Annotated in this window: 16 protein-coding genes; all 16 read right to left on the bottom strand. The window is 60.0% G+C overall.

The annotated features are described in order from the left end of the window. Positions 1-8: 8 nt before the first annotated feature. Positions 9-1,157 (bottom strand): O-antigen ligase family protein, encoded by a 1,149-nt coding sequence (locus tag ACSQ87_RS29175; protein ID WP_223432823.1) that lies wholly within the window; start codon positions 1,155-1,157, stop codon positions 9-11. A 4-nt stretch (positions 1,158-1,161) separates the two neighbouring features. Next, positions 1,162-1,929 carry a glycosyltransferase family A protein gene (locus tag ACSQ87_RS29180; RefSeq protein WP_223432822.1) on the bottom strand — a complete coding sequence of 256 codons (768 nt, stop codon included), beginning with the start codon at positions 1,927-1,929 and terminating at the stop codon, positions 1,162-1,164. Positions 1,930-1,968: 39 nt separating this feature from the next. Further along, a complete protein-coding gene (locus ACSQ87_RS29185) occupies positions 1,969-2,925 on the bottom strand; it encodes a glycosyltransferase family protein (RefSeq protein WP_436274911.1) in 957 nt (318 codons plus the stop codon). Continuing rightward, positions 2,922-4,352 (bottom strand): PIG-L deacetylase family protein, encoded by a 1,431-nt coding sequence (locus ACSQ87_RS29190; protein ID WP_436274912.1) that lies wholly within the window; start codon positions 4,350-4,352, stop codon positions 2,922-2,924. The genes ACSQ87_RS29185 and ACSQ87_RS29190 overlap by 4 nt, the downstream gene beginning before the upstream one ends. 8 nt (positions 4,353-4,360) lie before the next feature. Then, on the bottom strand, positions 4,361-5,257 hold the full coding sequence (locus ACSQ87_RS29195) for an antimicrobial resistance protein Mig-14 (RefSeq protein ID WP_008146244.1): 897 nt from the start codon (positions 5,255-5,257) through the stop codon (positions 4,361-4,363). After that, the gene (locus ACSQ87_RS29200) at positions 5,257-6,387 is read right to left on the bottom strand and encodes a glycosyltransferase (protein ID WP_223432820.1); all 1,131 of its coding nucleotides are present in this window, start codon (positions 6,385-6,387) and stop codon (positions 5,257-5,259) included. The genes ACSQ87_RS29195 and ACSQ87_RS29200 overlap by 1 nt, the downstream gene beginning before the upstream one ends. After that, positions 6,371-8,128, bottom strand: coding sequence for a carbamoyltransferase family protein (locus ACSQ87_RS29205; protein ID WP_056746448.1), 1,758 nt, complete (start codon positions 8,126-8,128; stop codon positions 6,371-6,373). The genes ACSQ87_RS29200 and ACSQ87_RS29205 overlap by 17 nt, the downstream gene beginning before the upstream one ends. Positions 8,129-8,304: 176 nt before the next feature. After that, positions 8,305-8,637, bottom strand: coding sequence for a YceK/YidQ family lipoprotein (locus ACSQ87_RS29210; protein WP_223432828.1), 333 nt, complete (start codon positions 8,635-8,637; stop codon positions 8,305-8,307). 208 nt (positions 8,638-8,845) lie between these two features. Beyond that, positions 8,846-10,297 (bottom strand): lipopolysaccharide kinase InaA family protein, encoded by a 1,452-nt coding sequence (locus ACSQ87_RS29215; RefSeq protein ID WP_223432818.1) that lies wholly within the window; start codon positions 10,295-10,297, stop codon positions 8,846-8,848. Next, entirely contained in the window at positions 10,297-11,049 is a 753-nt protein-coding gene (locus ACSQ87_RS29220) for a lipopolysaccharide kinase InaA family protein (RefSeq protein WP_150656674.1), read from the bottom strand. Before ACSQ87_RS29220 ends, ACSQ87_RS29215 begins: the two co-directional genes overlap by 1 nt. Further along, positions 11,046-11,780, bottom strand: coding sequence for a lipopolysaccharide kinase InaA family protein (locus ACSQ87_RS29225; protein WP_436274913.1), 735 nt, complete (start codon positions 11,778-11,780; stop codon positions 11,046-11,048). Before ACSQ87_RS29225 ends, ACSQ87_RS29220 begins: the two co-directional genes overlap by 4 nt. Then, a complete protein-coding gene (gene rfaP, locus ACSQ87_RS29230) occupies positions 11,780-12,586 on the bottom strand; it encodes a lipopolysaccharide core heptose(I) kinase RfaP (RefSeq protein ID WP_436274914.1) in 807 nt (268 codons plus the stop codon). Before rfaP ends, ACSQ87_RS29225 begins: the two co-directional genes overlap by 1 nt. Further along, the gene (locus ACSQ87_RS29235; RefSeq protein WP_223432815.1) at positions 12,586-13,707 is read right to left on the bottom strand and encodes a glycosyltransferase family 4 protein; all 1,122 of its coding nucleotides are present in this window, start codon (positions 13,705-13,707) and stop codon (positions 12,586-12,588) included. The genes rfaP and ACSQ87_RS29235 overlap by 1 nt, the downstream gene beginning before the upstream one ends. Continuing rightward, the gene (rfaC, locus tag ACSQ87_RS29240; RefSeq protein WP_150656678.1) at positions 13,707-14,768 is read right to left on the bottom strand and encodes a lipopolysaccharide heptosyltransferase RfaC; all 1,062 of its coding nucleotides are present in this window, start codon (positions 14,766-14,768) and stop codon (positions 13,707-13,709) included. Before rfaC ends, ACSQ87_RS29235 begins: the two co-directional genes overlap by 1 nt. A 1-nt stretch (position 14,769) precedes the next feature. Then, the gene (gene waaF / locus ACSQ87_RS29245; RefSeq protein ID WP_129439087.1) at positions 14,770-15,804 is read right to left on the bottom strand and encodes a lipopolysaccharide heptosyltransferase II; all 1,035 of its coding nucleotides are present in this window, start codon (positions 15,802-15,804) and stop codon (positions 14,770-14,772) included. A 260-nt stretch (positions 15,805-16,064) separates the two neighbouring features. Further along, positions 16,065-19,004 carry a bifunctional [glutamate--ammonia ligase]-adenylyl-L-tyrosine phosphorylase/[glutamate--ammonia-ligase] adenylyltransferase gene (glnE, locus tag ACSQ87_RS29250; RefSeq protein ID WP_436274915.1) on the bottom strand — a complete coding sequence of 980 codons (2,940 nt, stop codon included), beginning with the start codon at positions 19,002-19,004 and terminating at the stop codon, positions 16,065-16,067. Between the last annotated feature and the right edge of the window lie 204 nt (positions 19,005-19,208).

Here is a 19,208-nt window from a genome sequence, read left to right on the forward strand (position 1 = left end):
GCCAGGCACTACGCCAGCGCGGGTTGTCGCGTCTTCAGCGCACGAGACAGGATCATCGCGGCAGGCAGCAGCACCAGCGGCCACAACTCGTCAGGGTTACCAATCAGCAAACTGCCATCGAAATTCAGCATCACCAGCGCACACGCCAGGTACATACCCCACGCGTCGCGCAGGCGCCAGGCCTGCCAAAGGCTTGCGACCATCAGCGCTACGAACAACGCCAGCGCGACTCCGCCGCTGTACAGCCCCAGCGCTACGAAAATGTTGTGCGGATGCTGAATCGGCATCCAGCCATCGAGTACCTGAGCGGTGTGGAAGCCGATACCGCAGCCCAGTGCCCAGCCGCAGTTGCGCCACTCGCCGACCATGATATGGAAAATCTCGAGGCGGTACGAATCACCTCGGTGCCAGAGGGACTGGTACCAGGCTTCGTTGTGCACCACCAGGAACAGCAGGCCTAAAACAATTGCGCAAATTGCCACCGCACCGCCTACCAGCCGCGGCTTGTGGTAAATGCCGTAAAGCACCCAGATACCAAACAGGAACGCAGCCCCCACAAACGCAGTACGCGTCTGCAGGACGAAGGCTACCGCGAACACCGACAAAACGATGGCCAGGCCACCCTCGATATACTTTCGCTCTCTCAGCCAGATTGGCAGCGCCAGCGACAACGCACAGAACAGCCAAATGCTGGCGTAGATGACGTTATCCAAACGCGCAGGAAGCAGCGCCACCCGGCCGCCGACGGCGTATTCACCGGTTGCCCAGCCGTAGAGCGCGCTGCTGAAAATGTACAACGTCAAGATCCAGAACTGAGCGCGAATAAACGCCGCGCTGCGGAAGAACTGCGGATCGGTGAGGGCGCCGACCACCATGACGAACATCAGTACATAGAAGACGTGTTTGTAGAACTGCATCTGCCCTGCAATCGTCGCAGGCACCAGAAACCACAGAATGAACGCCAGCCAACCCCACGCCAGCGGCTCCTTGAGCAAGCCCGCGCCGCGCTCCTTGATCAGGAAGACCAGGCCCGGCAATGCCATCAGGACGTAGAACAGGTTATTGGTCCACTTCGACGACCAGCCCACCACAAAGCTCAAAAGAAACAGACAGAGCACCGTTCCGAAATACGCCATGGTGTTCTTTCCTTGCTTCATGCCGCTAAATTCCATGGAGTACCCAACCTATTGCCAGACCCAAGATAAGAGCTGCGACCAGCTTCAGCCGATCGAGACGTTTACGCCGTAATTTGTTCTCCCGCTCCTTCGGGACCACCACATGTTCACCAAAACCGGTGTGCAATACCGCGTCGTTTTCCAGAATCAACGCATAGCGGTTTTCGCCAGCATACAGACGCGACAGCTCTTTCTCCCCGGAGAATCCGGAATACGGTGCATGCATCAAGTAATCCGCACGACGGCGCAACCCTGGATTAAAGGAAAAACCTTGCCACTCGGCTTTTTGCGAGCCCAGTACGTAGAAAGGAATGCCATGGCTGACTTTGCGCTCGCTCAGGAACACGTAAGGACTGTGAACCATCAGGTCATGATTGAAGCTGCGCAGCCACACCTGCAGTGCCTGCGGATCTTCCTCCAGCAGGCATTGGGACTCTTCGATGAACCCTTCGCGGTAGAAGTCCCAGTCGTCTTCACAGTGGAAAATCCACGATGTCTGCACCTGAGCATAAGCGGCATCGATAGATCGCAACTGACCCAGGCGTGGCTTGTTGATGAAGAACTGGGTATGCGCCCTCCAGTGCTCCGGAATACAGGCCTCTACGGCGCTGTCGCCGGAGTCCTCTGTAATGAACACTTTACGGACGGGAGCCGTGTTGTACCGGTCAAATGTCTCGAGGGTACGCTTCAACAGATCGAAGCGACCGCAACTAGTGATTACTACCGAAATGTCGCTAGTCTCGCTGAACAGCATTTATTTGCACCGCTCCATTGGTTGTTTAATCGCCCGGCTTCACAGCCCCAGCGACAAGCGTAATTTTTCTTTCCAGCCCAGCGGGACATGCTCGCGCAGCGGCGCACGCAGGGCCTCGACAATCGCATGTCCTACAGCCCGGAACGTGTAACGCTGCTCTACCAAAGCCTGTCCGGCCAATGAAATGGTCTCGGTCAGCTGTGGGGACTCGCGCAACACCGCCAGTTTGTCCCTGAGTTCGTCGCGGGTTCGATAGAGCACGATGTTGTGCATATCGACAAACCCCAGCGCGCGATTCTCTGCTTCCCCTTGATCGTAAGCAAACAGCACACAACCACAGGCCATGGCCTCGAAATTCTTGATCATGTATTCGCCCATGCCGACGTCGGCACTCACGAAGTAACGGATCCGGCTCAACGTCTCGCAGTATTCCTCACCCGACTTGGTGCGGGTGATCAGCAGGTTCTCCACTTCGGCCACGGACTCGAGCATGGCCTTGCGCCCGGCATACGCCACGCTGTTGAGACTGCCGACAAAACCCAACTCGATATCCCGTTCACGCTGGCAGTTTTGCAACAGTGCCTGATCATAGCCCTTGGGCACGAAATGCGCGTCAAACCCTTCCTCACGCAAGCGCTGGCTGACCATGAAACCCGAGCTGATCACCCGTGCCCAAGGCAGCTTGCGGTAATGCTCACTGAACTTGCCGGTGTACTTGCACGGGATGTAATTCTGGTACGCATCGTGTTCCAGAATAACCAGATTGGGCAGGGTTTGGATGAACCTCACCTGTCTGATTTCTTTTTTGAAGCGCAGGAAAAATACAATCCGGTCGTAGCGGGTCACATCGACATGCTTGCGAAAGTATCCACGCAAGTCGTCCTGCTCCGCGCTGGTCAGCTCGCGCTTGTCGCAGTCGCAGTGCTCGGCGATACCGTCATACAGTCGATCGAGGATCGCTCGCTGCTCTTTCTGCACCAGAAACAGAACTTTCAATTGGTCTCTCTCTTTCCAGACAGCTCTTGGACCCAGAATAATTCGTGGCGTCGCACCGCTTTACGGAAGAACTCGTTTTCGCCGAAAGCCGGCCAGTGTCGGGCCGCCAGACAACGTTGGATCGCCCGGCGAAGTAGACGCTTGAGGGGAAGTCGGGGCTGAAGGTCGTGCATCATGCCCAACGACATAGCCTTGTGCCACTGTTTTTCGGTCGACAGACAAAGCGCCCAGGGCCGCAACGGTTCGTGATTATTGATCTGTGGCGGCAGTGTCACACCGGTCCCGGCATCACCCATTGGCCAGCGATCGTTGTCGTGTAGATGATTGGCGTAATGCAACAAGGTTTCGGGCTGCCAGGCTGTACCGTTCAGCGCCTGCATCACCGCTTGCTGTGAGCATAGATGGTCTGGGTGTGGGTCGAAACGCGGATGTGGCAAAACGATGACCTGAGGCTGGATGCGCTCGATCAACTCACTCAGGTCGGCCAGCAGATTGTTCCAGGACGGTATGCCATCGACATCACTGCCCAGGGCAAACGGATTGAACCGTCGAAAATATCGGGTATCGCCAAGCTGCGCCTCACGGGACACCACGGCCTCGGCCGGCGCGCTTTGCATGGCGGGCAATTGCAGGCAGAAATACCCCAACTGAACACAGCGCTCCTGAGGTACGCCGCCCCACAACGGAACGCTGAGACTGTCCCAGGCGCGAAGCGAGCCTTTCAACCGGGACGCTTCAACGCCATTGAGCCCCATCTGCTGATAGTGCCCGGCCTCGATTTCACCGGCGGTCAAGGTCACGATCCAGCTTTGACTGGCGCTGCTGTACAACCCGAAGGCGGCCAACTCGGCATCGTCGGCGTGGGGCGCGATCACCATCACCCGTTGACGGCTGTAATCCGGATGCTCGAACGCCCTGAGCACCGGCTCACCCAGCAGTCGGCAGAAACGCCCGCGCAGGCGTAACTCACCTTGCGACAGAACCTGCGCCTGACCACTGAGGTTGAGGTAACGCAGGCCGTTCACACCACGCTCGAAGGTTTGTCGGTCCGGGTTATCGCCCCCCGACAACTCGACCACGGGATCGAAAAAGCGTCCCAGCCAGGTGCTTTTTATCCGCAGCGCCAACACCAGGGTGGCATCGTCGACCAGCATGACGCCGTCGTCCAGGCGCAAACGCTCACCGTCAAGGTGAACCTTGGGCTGCTGGGTGTACGGTGGAAAGCTGTACTGATAATCGTCTTTGGGCGAATAAAACAAATGATCGGCGAACCATGCCTCGTGGGCAATCCAGCCCAGAACCGCGAGTACCAACGGCAGCCACCAGGTCACCAACACACCCACGGCAACCAATAGCACCAGCGCGATAAGCAGACCAATGCGTTTGTTGCGCCGATGGCGCTTGAGCAATTGCTGTTTGCGGTTCATGGGCTGACTCATACGGTGAACACCGGCACAGGATTGCACCAGCGATCCTTGTATTCACGGTCGGCGCGACCGAAAGAAAAGCGCAACGGTTTGTCCAACGCCCGGGCATGCTCCCAGGCGCTTTGCGTATTGAGAAAGCTCAGCACGCTGCCCGGACTGAATTCGCGGGTTTCGGGATCGACGCCGCCATTGATGTACTCGACGCTGATCCACTGCGGTGTCTCGACACGGTAGACCAGTTGAATCGCTATTGGCGCATCGTTGAGGAAAATCACCGAGCCGATCAGCAAATCACGCAGCAACTCGATGACCTCAGCCATGCGCTCGGCCCCCGTCGCGGGGAAGCCCCAGCGACGCTGGAACAGGTCGCAATAGATCGCCGCCAGTTCACTGCTGGAAAACTCCGCGACCGGCCGGATCACTCCGCCCGCCTCCTCCAGCAATCGCAATTCACGGCGCTGGTTGTAGCGAAACTTCTTCGACAGTTCTTCGGGAGTGCGGGCCATCGCCAGCTGTTCAGCCTGCAACTTGATGCCGGTAAAGCGGCCTTCATTCAGTGCCGACAGGTAGCGTCCACGATGACGCAGCGGCGCTTGCGCATCGGCAGCGGCCGGCAGGATGAACTCGGCATTACCGAGATCGAACAGACCTTTTTTACCGCAGCGCTTGAGCACATCCTTGGACAAGGCGAGGTCGCGCCCCCAAGTCGGGATCGCGGCTTTGACTTCACCGTTTTGCTCCCAGGCCAGGTAGCGCACAGGAATGTCGGCCAACTGCGCCAGTCGCTCGACCACCATGGGATGAGTGGCAACGCTGCCACCATAACGTTGCCAGGCCTCAGCATATGTCGAGGCGTCGACTACCGCCCAGCCACGTTCGCGCCAGCCTTGAAATCGGTTGAGCATCAGCCCCTCGGCGCCAGTTCGGTAACGTGCGGCAAACGCCAGAAAGCATCGCGCACCGCGCGGTCGGAGAAGCGCTCACGCAAGCGATCGAGCATCAGCTCGGCGCACTGGTGACGTTGCTGCTCGTCCATCGCGGCCAGATGTTGCAGCCCTTGAGCCAAGTGTTCGGCATCGCCCAGCGGAAACAGAATACCGACGCCCTCGACCACTTCCTTCGCACCGCCACACGCCGTGGCAAGCAACGGCACACCGGCAGCCATGGCCTCCAGCAGCACCATGCCGAACGGTTCGTGATCGGAACTCAGGGCAAACACGTCGAAGGCACGGAAATAACGTCGGGCTTCAGGCACCTGACCGAGGAACAGCACGCGGTCGCCGATACCCAACTCACGGGCCAGGGCCTTGAGGTCCTGTTCCAGTCGACCGGCACCGAGAATCACCAACTGGCTGCTGGTCGGCAAACCCGGCAACGCCGCAGCAAAACCGTGCAGCAGCGTGGTCTGATCCTTGTCCGGATGCAGCCGTCCGACATTGCCGACAACCCAGGCATCCGGCGCCAGGCCGAGGGTTTCCCGGGCCTCGCGAACCGACACCTGGCTGTCCTGCAAGGTCTGCACATCGATACGGTTATAGAGCGTCTGAATCCGCGCCGCCGGCCACTTCGGCAGGCAATGACGCATGTCGTCGCGCACAGCATCGGAAACCCCGAGCAGGCTCAGGCGCTTGCGGAAAATATTCGCGAAGAGTTTGCGTGTGCCGCGCTTGTAATCGTCAAACGCGTGATGCACGCCAATCACCGGCAACGACGTGCCGAGCAAGGCGATATAAATAGGTTTGAAACGGTGAGCGATGCAAAAACTGAAATTGCGCGAGGCGGCGATCTTGCGCAGATCGCTGATGGCGCCCAGCTTCAGGCCACGAATGGCCTTGGAGCTGTATTCCATGAACAGCACTTCATCGGAAGCACAGCCCGCGGCGACTTCGGTATCGGCAGCCCCGGTCAGAAAGACCGTGGTCACTCGATAACCGGTCCCCGCGAACAGGCTGGCGTACTGCCGGGCGCAGTCCAGAAACGGCCCGTCATAGCCGTGACAGAACTGCAGCACATGGCGTTCAGCCGAGCGTGTCATATGCGTCCGCGCCCTCTTTGACCACCAGGATGTCTTCCATGATCAGATACTGTAGATCGGAACCGAAGAACATGTTCAAGGCATCCGTCGGCGAGCAGATCATCGGTTCGCCACGACGGTTGAGCGAGGTGTTCAGCGACACACCGTTACCGGTCAGCACCTCCAGCGCCTTCATCATGTCGTAGTAGCGCGGGTTGTATTCGCGCTTGAGTACCTGGGCCCGGGACGTACCGTCTTCATGGACGACTTCCGGCACGCGGGTCTTCCACTCTTCCGCCACTTCAAAGGTGAAGGTCATGAACGGCGCCGGGTGATCGATCTTGATCATCTGCGGTGCAACGGTGTCGAGCATCGACGGGCAGAAAGGCCTCCAGCGCTCGCGGAACTTGATCTGGTGGTTGATGCGGTCAGCCACGCCGACGGCGCTCGGGCAACCGATGATCGAACGACCGCCCAAGGCGCGCGGACCGAACTCCATGCGGCCCTGGAACCAGGCTACCGGGTTGCCATCGACCATGATTTTGGCGATGTTCTCCGGCATGTTCTCAAGCTTGCGCCATACCGGCTTGCTCGGGTGACGGGCGCATGCAGCGAGGACGTCTTCGTTGGTGTACGACGGGCCGAGGTAGACGTGTTCCATCTTCTCGACCGGCACACCACGGGCGTGGGACACATAAGCCGCCGCGCCGACCGCGGTGCCGGCATCGCCGGATGCAGGCTGCACGAACAATTCTTTAACGTCATCGCGGGCGATGATTTTCTGGTTGAGCTTGACGTTCAACGCACAGCCACCGGCGTAGGCCAGTTTGCCGGTTTCCTTGAGCACGTCGCCCAGGTAGTAGTCGATCATCTGCAGCGAGATCTTTTCGAACAGCGCTTGAATGCTCGCCGCGTAGTGGATGTACGGCTCGTCGGCGATGTCGCCTTCGCGCTTGGGACCCAGCCACTCGATCAGCTTCGGCGAGAAGTAGTAGCCTTTGCCCTTCTCTTTATAACGACGCAGGCCGATGACGTTGGCGTAGTCGGTGTTGATCACCAACTCGCCGTTTTCGAACGAAGCCAGGCGCGAGAAATCGTATTTGCTGGCGTCGCCGTACGGCGCCATGCCCATGACCTTGAACTCACCGTCGAGCATATCGAAACCGAGAAACTCGGTGATCGCGCCATACAGGCCGCCGAGGGAGTCAGGATCGAAGAATTCCTTGATCTTGTGGATCTTGCCGTTTTCGCCGTAACCGAAAAAGGTCGTGGCGTACTCACCCTTGCCGTCGATCCCGAGGATCGCGGTTTTCTCTTTGAAACCGGAGCAGTGATAAGCGCTGGAGGCGTGGGCCAGGTGATGCTCGACCGGCTCGATCTTGATTTTCTTCGGATCGAAACCCAATTGCTCGAGGCACCAGACAATCTTGTTGCGATAGCGCTTGTAGCGACGATTACCCATCAGGATCGCGTCGAGCGCGCGGTCCGGGGCATACCAGTAACGCTTGGCGTACTGCCAGCGAGCCTTGCCGAACAGGCTGATCGGCGCGAACGGAATTGCTACCACATCAACGTCGGATGGCTTGATGCCGGCCTGCTCGAGGCAGAACTTCGCCGACTCGTAAGGCATGCGGTTCTTTGCATGTTTATCGCGCACAAAGCGCTCTTCCTCAGCCGCCGCGACCAGCTTGCCGTCGATGTACAACGCTGCGGAAGGATCATGGCTAAGGGCGCCGGACAGGCCAAGAATCGTCAATGCCACAGGGGTCTAGCCTCTTTAGTCTGCATGCAGGCGCAAGGCGCCTCAAAGATTAATGTGCCCTCGCAAAGGGCGAGAGGCAGCTAAAGGGCGGGATTATAGCGTAAACATGGCGGGAATGACCCAGCGCTTATTACCCCCGCAAATATGACCCGGGCGAAAGCAGGCGGCATTGCTCATCAGCGGCCTGACCTCCAGTAAATACTGAGATTGCCGTCGGTAGCTTGTCGGTAAACCGTATAGGGCAGGAGGACGGTATCGAAAACACCCGACAGGGTGAAATCCACCAATACGAACGGCAAAAGAACACCCGTGGGATCAGGCGCTGCATTTAATACGCAAAAGTCGAACGCCAGACCACTGTAGATACGTGGGATGGACTGACAGTAGGTCTTTTGCTGTCTAAGGCTACGAGCCGCGTCTTCGTCATCCTGCAGCACCGTAACAGCTGTCCCGCAGCCTGATAAAACCAGTGCAAGAGTGCTCAGTAATACCGTCATTTTTATCGTCAAAATCTGCCCTCCGTGAACGTCAGGCAAACTAGCATCGCGGCTATTCAGGGCACAGTTCATGGGCTCTGTAGATCATGTAGGACGATTCATAAAAACCTGTCCCTTAATCTCGGGTGGCTGTTCTGGCCCTTTCGCGAGCAAGCCCGCTCCCACAGTGGTCTGGTGTACGCCGATCCAATGTGGGAGCGGGCTTGCTCGCGAAAGCGATTCAGGCAGCGCTGGAGATATCTTTGGGAAGACGCTGATCAATGACCTGATAAAGCGCACTGCTCTCAGGCCAGTTACGCATGAACCGCGCCCGATCCCGCGCATAGGCTGGGGCGAAGCTGCTGAGCGAGGCGTGCTGACACATCGAATCCAGATCAATCAGCGCCCAGCGATCGTGCTGCCAGAACAGGTTATGCCCCTTGAAATCCCCGTGACTGATGCGCTCGCCAATCAGCTCGGCAAACAAATGATCCAGCGCCAGCAACTCGGCTTCCGGTGCCTCACCATTTTCAACGTAAGGCGCAAACCGCTCGATGATGTCAGGCCCCGGCAAATACTCGGTCACCAGATAAGCCCGACTGCGCAACCCGAGAAAACGCTTCTCCAGTAACGCCAACGGTTTGGGCGTGGCGATGCCGAGAAACGCCAGGCGATTGCCTTCACGCCAGGAGTGCCAGGCACGGCTCGGGCGCCAGAAGCGTTTGAGCCAGTGGGCAAAACCCTTGATGTTGTAGCGCTTGATCACCAGCGTACGACCAGCCACCTCGACCTTGCCGACGCTCGCAGCACCGCCGGTCTTGTACAGATGCCCCTGATCGAGCAGCGCATCGGCCTGCGCCAGCACCGGCAGCATCGCCGCCTCTTCCTCGCGGCGAATCGCCCGCAAGCCGAACGCTCCGCGCTGGACACTGAACAGCGTGCATTCGCGGCCGACCTTGATCAGGAAGTCCTTCAGTCGCCAGCTGCGCACCTTGCTGATCTGCTTCTGCAACGCTTCCATCGGCAAGGCATGCTCGCCGTTGCTCAGCAGGTAATACACCAGTAATTCTTCGGCGTAGGGCTCCAGCGTCTTGGGCAACTGGGCAAAAAACACGCCGAGGTTTTCCAGGACTTTCTGCCGCGAGAGCGGTTGGCCCGGTGTCTCCGTGCGGATTCCGGCACCGTCGATCAAATACAGCCGACCGCCCTGGCGCAGCAGGTTGTCCAGGTGCAGGTCTTCCTGCCACAGGCCCTTGCGGTGTAATTGACCAATTGCACCCAGCGCATCGGCCAATACCGCCGATTGCTCATCCGCCAGCATCGGCAGGTGTTCGACCTGTTTCCAGGCATCCCCAAGGCTTTCAGCGCCTTCAAGGAAATCAAACAGCAGCCAACCACCCTCGCCGTCCTTCAAGCCATCAGCCAGCAGCAACGGCGTGGTCAACCCTTGAGCCGCCAGCAATCGCACGCCGTCCAGCTCACGCTGGAAATGCCGCGCCGCTTTGCTGCCGACCAACAACTTGGCCAGCACCGGCCGCCCACGCCAGACGCCGGCACCGACATAACGCTGCCCCGGCAACACCCGCAACAGACTCAGCAACTGCAGCTCGGCAGGGCCGGCGGCATCGGCCAGTGGAATGTTCAGCGGCAGGCGCGGGCTGCGGCCAGCGTTTTTCAGCTCGGACAAACGCATCAGCGCGTCTCCTTATGACTGCGCCGCGCGGAGAGTCGCGCAAGCCAGCTGTCGATCAGCGAACTGTCTTGCGATTGATCCAGATAGGCGGCCAACAGCTCGCGCAACTGCGCTTCGCTCCACTCAGGCGCCCGACGCAGCAACGGCTCCAGGTCTTTGGCCCGATCACGCAAACCAAACAGCAACGGCCGGGTCTTTTCCAGGTCGATCAGTTGGGCCAGGTAACCGTCGCCGGTGGCTTGGAGAAAAATGTGCTTGGGGTAGAAGCAACCGTGAACCTGACGCGCGCCGTGCAGGCGCCGAGCCAGTTGCCCACAGGCCTGCAGAATCGCCGAATGCTGCGCCGAACTCAGGTCCGACCAGCGCTGCAACAGCGAATCCAGGTCATCCCAACCGTCCAGGGCACGGGTCAGCAGAATCGCCCGGACTTCGCCGTCGACTTTGCGCTCACCGAAAAAAGCCGCTTTCAACGCCGGAATACCGAACTTTTCATAGCGACTGATATTGCGAAATTCACGGGCAAAGCTCGGCTCGCCAAAGGGCGCATGCAAGGTGCGCATCTGGTAGTTGCTCTGGCGCTTGAGGTAGTAGCCATGACCTTCCAGATCCAGCCGAAACACGCTGCTCCAGCCACCGCGAGCGGTGTTGGGCTCGTCCACAGCCTCGAGCTGCTTGGCCCAGAGTGCGTCAAAGGTACCGAGGCCGTGACGCTCAAGCAGCGCACGGTCTTCAGCCGCCAGGAAATCAGTCATTCGCGTCCCTCGAAAAATCTCACCACGTGCCGGATCCGCTTTTTGTCGGCGGCATTCAGCCGATCACACTGGCGGTATTGCAGGTAAAAGCGCAGGCGCTGGGTAGCCGACAAGTGATACTTGGCGACTTTGTCCAGGCACGCCAGATCCTTGGTGATCCGGTACTTGAGCCAAAAGCCGCGCCAGAAATCGCCATTGGGGCAGTCGATCAAAAAAAGCCGGGGCTCATCGTCGATCAGCAGGTTGCGCCACTTCAAATCGTTATGGGTGAAGCGGTGTTCGTGCATGGTCCGGGTATAACCCGCCAGCTGCTGGCTGACGTTGTCGACCCAGGCGCGGTCCGCCAGTTTCGGATCATGCCGTTCGGCCAGGGCCGACAAGTCTTCGGTATGCGGCAGCTCACGGGTGATCATTGCCCCGCGATCGTACGCCGCGCCGCGCCGTTCCAGGCCCCAGGCCACCACTTCGGCGGTAGGAATGCCCCACTTGGCGAAGCGCTTGAGGTTCTGCCACTCGGCCTTCACCCGGGGTTTACCCAGGTAACGGCGTAGACCTTTGCCGGCACCCACGTAGCGTTTGACGTAATAGTTGACGCCATTGCGCTGGACGCGAATGACCTCGGACAACAGGTCGCGCGTCAAGCGTTCGCCCTGAAGCGCAAACACAGCTTCAAGACTGCCGAAATCTTCTGCCAGATCGCTGTACGCAGATTCCAGTTTCCAACCCGCCATCAGAGCGCATCCCCGTATCGCTGTTTACGGTCGTAAAGTTTGTTGGCCTTGCCTTCGAGCCAGGCGAGCAACCCGGCTTCATCACCCAGAATCTGGCGCAGGGGCTGCTGAAAATAACCCTTGAGGAAGCGCAATTTGTCGCGACGGGTCAAGCCAATGTCCAGGGCCGAAAAGTACAGCGCCGCCAGATCCTTGTTGCGCCAGCGTTGGGTAATCGTCGGACGGGTCTGGGCGCGGTGCAGGTCGATCACCGAGAGCCTGAAATCGTCGGCCGTCACCGGTTTGTCGGTGTGCAGCAGAAAGTGGCAGATATAGCAGTCGCGATGGTTGACGCCGGCGCGGTGCATCATGCCGGTCATGCGCGCGACTTCAGCGATCAGCGCGCGCTTGAGCTTTGGCTCGGGCGGGTGCTTGACCCAGTCGATGCTGAAGTCTTCGAGGCTGACAGTGGGCGCCAGCTCTTCGGTGACGATGAACGAATGCTGGTCCGCCGGGTTGCGGCCCTTCTCGCCATAAGCCACGGCGGTCATGGTCGGCACGCCGACTGCTTGCAGGCGCTGGATGGCCTTCCACTCCTGGCCCGCACCGAGTACCGGCAGCTTGGCGGTGAGCAGGTTCTTGAAGATCTCGCCCCAGCCAATGCCACGGTGGATTTTCACGAAAAAGCCATTGCCATTGACTTCGGTACGCAGGGTCCGGCGCGCTTCAAGTTCGCGGTATACCTCGCCCTGGAGGCCCTCGACTTCGGCGAACGGGTCGCGTCCGGCCCAGAGGCTCTTGAACGGTTCAGCCAGCATCAACTTCATTAAGCGTGCTCCGCCAGAATCACATCGGCCGCGTGCTGCGGCATGCTGTAGAGGTCGGCCGTCTCGGCGAAGGCCAGACCGTTGCGGCTCCAGGCCGCCCGTGCTTGAGCGTCGTTCAACATTCCGGTCAAGTACTGGGTCAGTTGCGCCTGATCGAAAGGCTCGTCCAGCACCAGACCGGCGTCCGCCTCGGCGATGTAATGGGCGTAACCACACACCGCACTCACCAGCACCGGCAACCCGGCCACCAGGGCTTCGAGCAACACGGTCCCGGTGTTTTCGTTATACGCCGGGTGAATCAACAGGTCGGCGCCAAGCAGAAAACGCGGGATGTCGCTGCGGCCCTTGAGGAACGTCACGTTATCGCCGAGCCCCAGTGTGGCGCTCTGCATCTGGAATAATTTGGGGTCGTCCTGGCCAATTACAAATAGCCGGGTGCGTTTCTTCAGATCGGCGGGCAATGCGGCCAGCGCCTTGAGGCTGCGATCCACGCCCTTGGTCTTGAACCCGGAACCGATTTGCACCAACAGCAGATCATCGTCTTTCAGGTTGAATTCGCGACGGAATTCGGCACGAATCTCGGCGGCATTGGCCGGCGCACGACGGTCCTGAGAGATACCCGGCGGCAGCAGATGGAAGCGTTCAAGCGGCGTGTCGTAATGCTTGATGAACAGCGGCTGCTGGACTTCGGAAATCATCAACACTTCGGTCTTGGCATCCTTGGCGAACACGGCGCGCTCGTACTCGGCGAAGTGCCGGTAGCGGCCCCAACGACGGTACAGCGAGTTACGCAGGTTCTGCGCCTTGTCTTCGAAGCAGCCGTCGGCGGCGTAGTAGACGTCCAGACCCGGCATTTTGTTGAAGCCGATCAAACGGTCCACCGGACGCTTGGCCAGATCCGCCTCCATCCATTCGCTGAGTTTCTCGTTGCGTCGATGGTTGAAGAACGCTTTGACCGGTGCCACCAATACTTCGAAGCCCGGAGGAATGTCGCCCTCCCAGATCAGCGTGTAGACCCGAATCTGATGGCCGCGCTGCTGACATTCCAGGGCGATGCGCATGAAATCGCGCTGCAAGCCCCCAAATGGAAAGTACTTGTACAAGACGAATGCCAATTGCATCAGCGCAGCTCCTCAGCCAGTAACAATGTGCTCAGTCGGGTCGCGACACGCTCGGGATTCAGACGCGTGAAGCACAGGGGCCACTCGCGTTTAAGGTCAAACTGACGGGCATCTTCGGCCGTCGGTTGATACGTACATTTCTTTTGCATGCACGGCGCACAGGGGAAATCGCTGGCGATGTGAATCTGCGATTTACCGTAGGCACCGGTCAGGCCCGGGTTGGTCGGGCCGAACAGCGACAGCGTCGGCACGTCCAGCGCAGCGGCGAGGTGACCGAGACCGGTGTCCACCGCCACGCAGGCTTGCGCGCCGGCCAGCACTTTGCCGACACCCGCCAGATTCAGCTTGGGCAGCACTTCGACGTGCCTCATGTCTTTGGCGATGCGCTCGGCCCGGGCTTTCTCGATCGGATTACCCCACGGCAGCTTTACCGCGACACCGAGATAGCCGACGCGCTCGGCCAACTCGCGCCAGTAGGCTTCAGGCCAGTGCTTGGTGTCCCACGTGGTGCCGTGCAGGAACACCACGTAAGGATTCTTGCGCGGCAATTCCACCAGTCGCTCGACGTTCAGGCCGTAATCGCCCAAGCCTTTGGGCAGGTCGTAACCCAGGGCCACGGCGAACAGCTGACGCACTCGCTCCACCGCATGTTGACCACGGGCCACGGCCAGACGCCGGGAGTAGAACCGTGCGGCAATCGGCTCACGGGCCGAGTTTTTATCCAGCCCGGCCACCGGGGCTTTGGCGTATCGGGTCAGCAAGGCACTTTTCAGCAGGCCCTGGGCATCGATCACCAAATCATATTTGTTGGCGCGAACGCTTTGCTTGAAGCGCTTCCACTCGCCACTCTTGATGGTCTGCCAGATGTTTTTGCGCCAGCGACGGATCGCTACCGGAATCACCTTGCCCACGGCCGGGTGCCAGGTCGGGATTTCGGCGAAGCCTTCTTCCACCACCCAATCGAACTGGATGCCGGGGATCGCCCGTGCCGCGTCGGTCAACGCCGGCAACGCATGAATCACGTCGCCCAGCGAAGAAGTCTTGATCAGCAGTACCCGCAAACTATTTGACCTCGACCACAGTGCCCTGCAAACGCTGCAAGGCTTCGTTCACCGCTTGCGGCATTAGCTGGCGCAGGCAGTTGTAATGACCGAAACGGCACGTGCGATCGAAGCAGGGGCTGCATTCGATGCCCAGGCGCACGATCTCGACGTGCTCGGCCAGTGGCGGCGTGAAACCCGGCGATGTCGAGCCGTAGACCGCCACCAAGGGGCGATTCAGCGCAGCGGCGACATGCATCAGGCCGGAGTCGTTGGACACCACCGCGTCGGCGCAGGACATCAGGTCGATGGCTTCGGCCAGGGAGGTGCCGCCGCTGAGGTTCACCGACTCTTCACGCAGACCGGGAATCAGCCGCGAGCGGATGTCTTCGCCGACGGCGTGATCGTTTTTCGAACCGAACAGCCAGACTTGCCAGCCTTCGCGGATCTTCGCTTCGGCAACCTTGGCATAGTGCTCGGACGGCCAGCGCTTGGACTCGCCGAACTCGGCACCGGGGCACAGCGCCAATACCGGGCGGTCGAGGGCCAGGCCGAACTTGGCCATTGCCGCTTCGCGAGTGACCGGGTCAATCTGCAGGCTCGGCCGTGGATAAGGTGTCGGCAGTTCGGCACCCGGCTCGTAAGCCAGGGCCATGAAGCGCTCGATCATCAACGGGTAACGTTCTTTATCCAGCGTGCGCACGTCATTGAGCAGGCCGTAGCGGAACTCGCCACGCCAGCCGGTGCGCTTCGGGATGCCGGCGAAGAACGGCACCAATGCCGACTTCAGGGAATTGGGCAGCAGGATCGCCTGGTCGTACTGGCCGGCCAGGGATTTGCCGATGCGCCGACGCGTCGCCAGCTCCAAGGCACCGTGACCGAGCGGAAAGCTCAAGGCCTGGCGTACTTCGGGCATGCGCTCAAGAATCGGCCGGCTCCACTCGGGGGCCAGCACGTCGATTTCGCATTGCGGGTGGCGCTGCTTGAGACACTGAAACAGTGTCTGCGCCATCACCATGTCACCGACCCAACTGGGCCCAACGATCAGAATTTTCATGTGGTTTCCATAAACGAGCCGGGGAGGCATACGCCTCCCCGCCTCGAGAATCCAGCACCTGCAGCCTTGGCTGTCAGGTCATTTGGACGAGCCTGCACAGGCCCGCCGGATCAATTTTCTATAAAACACCGCAGATCAACTGTGGGAGCGGGCTTGCTCGCGAAGGGGTCATCACATCCGATAAAGATGTCGACTGACACTCCGCTTTCGCGAGCAAGCCCGCTCCCACATTTGAATCTTGTCGTTCCAACTGGCACGTTTCAGCTTAGCCCCAGCTCGCGCCAGATCCGCACTACCTGCCGCCGTTCGTCCACGAACTGGTTGCCTGGTATCACCCCGGCGTCCTTCTGCAAGGCCTGCCGGTGAGCGGCTGAACGGTAGGCTTTATAGGCCTCGCGCAACAGGCTGGCGTCTTCGGCGGGCATCAGCCCTTCCTCCTCCAACCCTTCCAGAATGCGGATATTGTCAGTCCAGCGCAGCAATGGCGGGTGCGATTCGGACCACGCCAGGGCCGCGTATTGCACCATAAATTCAATATCGACGATACCTCCGGCGTCCTGCTTGAGATCGAATGGCGCCGTGGCCTCGAAGGCATTTGCCCCGGTGCCCGCCGCCGTGCTCTTGCTGCCAAGGTTGTCACGCATTTTGGCGCGCATCTCGCTGACCTCCTGGCGCAAGGTTGCAAGGTCCCGCGGCTTGCCCAATACCGCCGCGCGGACTTTCTCGAACGCCTGGCCGACGTCCGGGCTGCCCACCAGCACCCGCGCCCGCACCAGCGCCTGATGCTCCCAGGTCCAGGCTTCATTTTCCTGATACCGGGCAAACGCACCAAGCGAACTCACCAGCAACCCCGACGCGCCGGACGGCCGCAGACGCATGTCCACTTCATACAGCTGACCGGAGTTGGTCTGGGCCGTGAGCAAGTGAATGATCCGCTGGCCCAGCCGAGTAAAGAATTGCGCGCCGTCGATAGGCTTCGGCCCGTCGGTTTCCGCCTGCGGGTCGCCATCGTGGATAAACACCAGGTCCAGGTCCGAACCATGCCCCAGTTCCAGACCGCCGACTTTCCCGTAACCGACAATGATGAAGCCGGGATCGCACAAGGTGCCGTCGGTGCGCTGCGGCGTGCCGTATTTGGTCACGGTCTGGCGCCAGGCCAGGGCCAGCACTTGTTCGAGGATCGCTTCGGCGAGCCAGGTCAGGTAATCACTGACCTTCATCAACGGCAGGCTGCCAGCGATTTCCGAAGCGGCGACCCGTAAGCGGTGCGCCAGTTTGAAATGTCGCAGGGCTTCCATTTGCTGTTCGAGGTCGTCCTCGGGAATCCGCGTCAAACGCTCGCGCAACTCGGCGGCCAGTTCCGGCGCCAGCGGCGGTTTGAACAGCCGACCTTCGTTGAGCAACTCGTCGAGCAACAGCGGGAAGCGGGTGATCTGTTCGGCGATCCACGGACTCGCGGCGCACAAGGTCAACAAACGTCGCAGCGCGCCGGGATTCTCGGTCAGCAACACCAGATACGCGGAACGTCGAGCCACGGCTTCCACCAGCGGCAAAACCCTTTCCAGCACCAGATCCGGATTGGCGTGCTCCACGGCCTGAGCCAGCAATCGCGGAATAAAGGCATCGAGGCGCTCACGACCCAAGCGCTGCATCGCGCGTAATTGCGGACTGCTGCGCAAGCCAGCCAAGGCTTTCAAAGCCTTGGTGGCATCGACGAAGCCGCCCTCTTCCAACTGACGGCAAGCGGCCTCTTCATCCTGAGCCTCTTCCCACAACGGCAGCCATTCACCGCCGACCACCACTTCGCTTTCGGTACCTTCCTCTTCGTCGGGGTCGGCAATCACCTGACCGAAGTGCCACGCCACGCGACCGCGCCAATACATAAGCTGTTCGTGGAAAGCGGTCCAATCGTCGAAGCCCAACATAAAGGCAATGCGCGCCTGATCCTGAGCGCCGTCCGGCAGCATCTGGGTCTGGCGGTCGGCGATCGCCTGGATCGCGTGCTCGGTGTAACGCAGGAATTCGTAGCCTTCGCGCAGCTCGCTGATCACCGCCGGCGGCAGGTATCCCTGACCTTCCAGCGTGCTCAGTACTTTTAATAGAGGACGTTGCTGCAGGCTCAGGTCGCGGCCGCCGTGGATCAGCTGGAACGCCTGGGCGATAAATTCGACCTCACGAATGCCACCGGAGCCGAGTTTGATGTTGTCGGCCATGCCCTTGCGCCGGACTTCCTGCTGAATCAGCTGCTTCATGGTCCGCAGCGCTTCGATCGCCGAGAAGTCGAGGTAGCGCCGGTAAACGAACGGCCGCAGCATGTCTTGCAATTGCGCGCCGGCCACTTGATCGCCGGCCACCACCCGCGACTTGATCATCGCGTAGCGTTCCCAGTCACGGCCCTGATCCTGGTAATACTGCTCCAGCGCGTTGAAGCTCAGCACCAATGCACCGGCCGAACCATAAGGCCGCAAGCGCATGTCGACACGGAACACGAAACCATCGACGGTCATCGGGTCCAGAGCCTTGATCAGACGCTGGCCGAGACGAATGAAAAATTCCTGGTTATCCAGCGAGCGTTTGACGCCGACGGTTTCGCCGCCCTCAGGATAGGCGAAGATCAGGTCGATGTCCGACGACAGGTTGAGCTCCACCGCGCCGAGCTTGCCCATGCCGAGAATGACCATCTGCTGCGGCTCGCCGCTGCGCCGGCCAGTCGGCACGCCGAACTGCTGGCAGTGCCGCGAGTACAACCACTGATAGGCCTGATCGATGCTCGCATCGGCCATGTCCGAGAGGTCGCGGCAGGTCTGGATCAGATCGCACTGACGCGTCAGGTCGCGCCAGATGATCCGCACTTGATGACGGGTACGCTGACGACGCAGGGCGCGACCGAGCCCATCGTCGGTTTCCGCCGCATTCACCGCGGCCGCAATCTGTGCGCACAGCTCGCCGGGCGCAAAACTTCGGTCCAGCTCACCGGACTGCACCAGCTCCAGCAACATCAGCGGGTCACGGACACTTTGTTCAATCACGAAGTCGCTGGCAGCGGTGACCCGGGCGAATTGCGCCCAGCGTTCAGGCGTCCAGCCGGCCAGGCCATGGTCGTCGGGAAGCCCCGCGACGGCCGCACGGAACGACTGCTCGGCGCGGGTGACAAACGGCAGGAGGATGCCAGGCAGTTCGGCAAGCGAAGGGAGGCTCATGGTCTATCCTTGATCGGCGTGTAGAGGGCTGCATGTAGTGATTCGCGAGAATGCACTACCTGATCGACTGTCGAACAAAGGTTAGAAATAGCTGAAATTTCTTTATTTTTGGCAGACAGCATCAAGCTTTCACCTTTTCTGGTTGGCAAAAGACCAACCTTAACGATTATTCTCACAACGCAGCTGGAGGCCACAAGCCGCTCA

It is taken from the genome of Pseudomonas sp. LjRoot277 (assembly GCF_964253845.1).
GTDB lineage: Bacteria > Pseudomonadota > Gammaproteobacteria > Pseudomonadales > Pseudomonadaceae > Aquipseudomonas.

What these genes read in the sequence shown, in the direction of transcription:
- rfaP (WP_436274914.1), bottom strand. Translation starts at nt 12,586, where the DNA reads ATGAAGTTGATGCTGGCTGAACCGTTCAAGAGCCTCTGGGCCGGACGC.
- ACSQ87_RS29175 (WP_223432823.1), bottom strand. Translation starts at nt 1,157, where the DNA reads ATGAAGCAAGGAAAGAACACCATGGCGTATTTCGGAACGGTGCTCTGT.
- ACSQ87_RS29220 (WP_150656674.1), bottom strand. Translation starts at nt 11,049, where the DNA reads ATGACTGATTTCCTGGCGGCTGAAGACCGTGCGCTGCTTGAGCGTCAC.
- ACSQ87_RS29195 (WP_008146244.1), bottom strand. Translation starts at nt 5,257, where the DNA reads ATGCTCAACCGATTTCAAGGCTGGCGCGAACGTGGCTGGGCGGTAGTC.
- ACSQ87_RS29180 (WP_223432822.1), bottom strand. Translation starts at nt 1,929, where the DNA reads ATGCTGTTCAGCGAGACTAGCGACATTTCGGTAGTAATCACTAGTTGC.
- ACSQ87_RS29235 (WP_223432815.1), bottom strand. Translation starts at nt 13,707, where the DNA reads ATGCAATTGGCATTCGTCTTGTACAAGTACTTTCCATTTGGGGGCTTG.
- ACSQ87_RS29200 (WP_223432820.1), bottom strand. Translation starts at nt 6,387, where the DNA reads ATGACACGCTCGGCTGAACGCCATGTGCTGCAGTTCTGTCACGGCTAT.
- ACSQ87_RS29215 (WP_223432818.1), bottom strand. Translation starts at nt 10,297, where the DNA reads ATGCGTTTGTCCGAGCTGAAAAACGCTGGCCGCAGCCCGCGCCTGCCG.
- ACSQ87_RS29190 (WP_436274912.1), bottom strand. Translation starts at nt 4,352, where the DNA reads ATGAACCGCAAACAGCAATTGCTCAAGCGCCATCGGCGCAACAAACGC.
- waaF (WP_129439087.1), bottom strand. Translation starts at nt 15,804, where the DNA reads ATGAAAATTCTGATCGTTGGGCCCAGTTGGGTCGGTGACATGGTGATG.
- glnE (WP_436274915.1), bottom strand. Translation starts at nt 19,004, where the DNA reads ATGAGCCTCCCTTCGCTTGCCGAACTGCCTGGCATCCTCCTGCCGTTT.
- ACSQ87_RS29225 (WP_436274913.1), bottom strand. Translation starts at nt 11,780, where the DNA reads ATGGCGGGTTGGAAACTGGAATCTGCGTACAGCGATCTGGCAGAAGAT.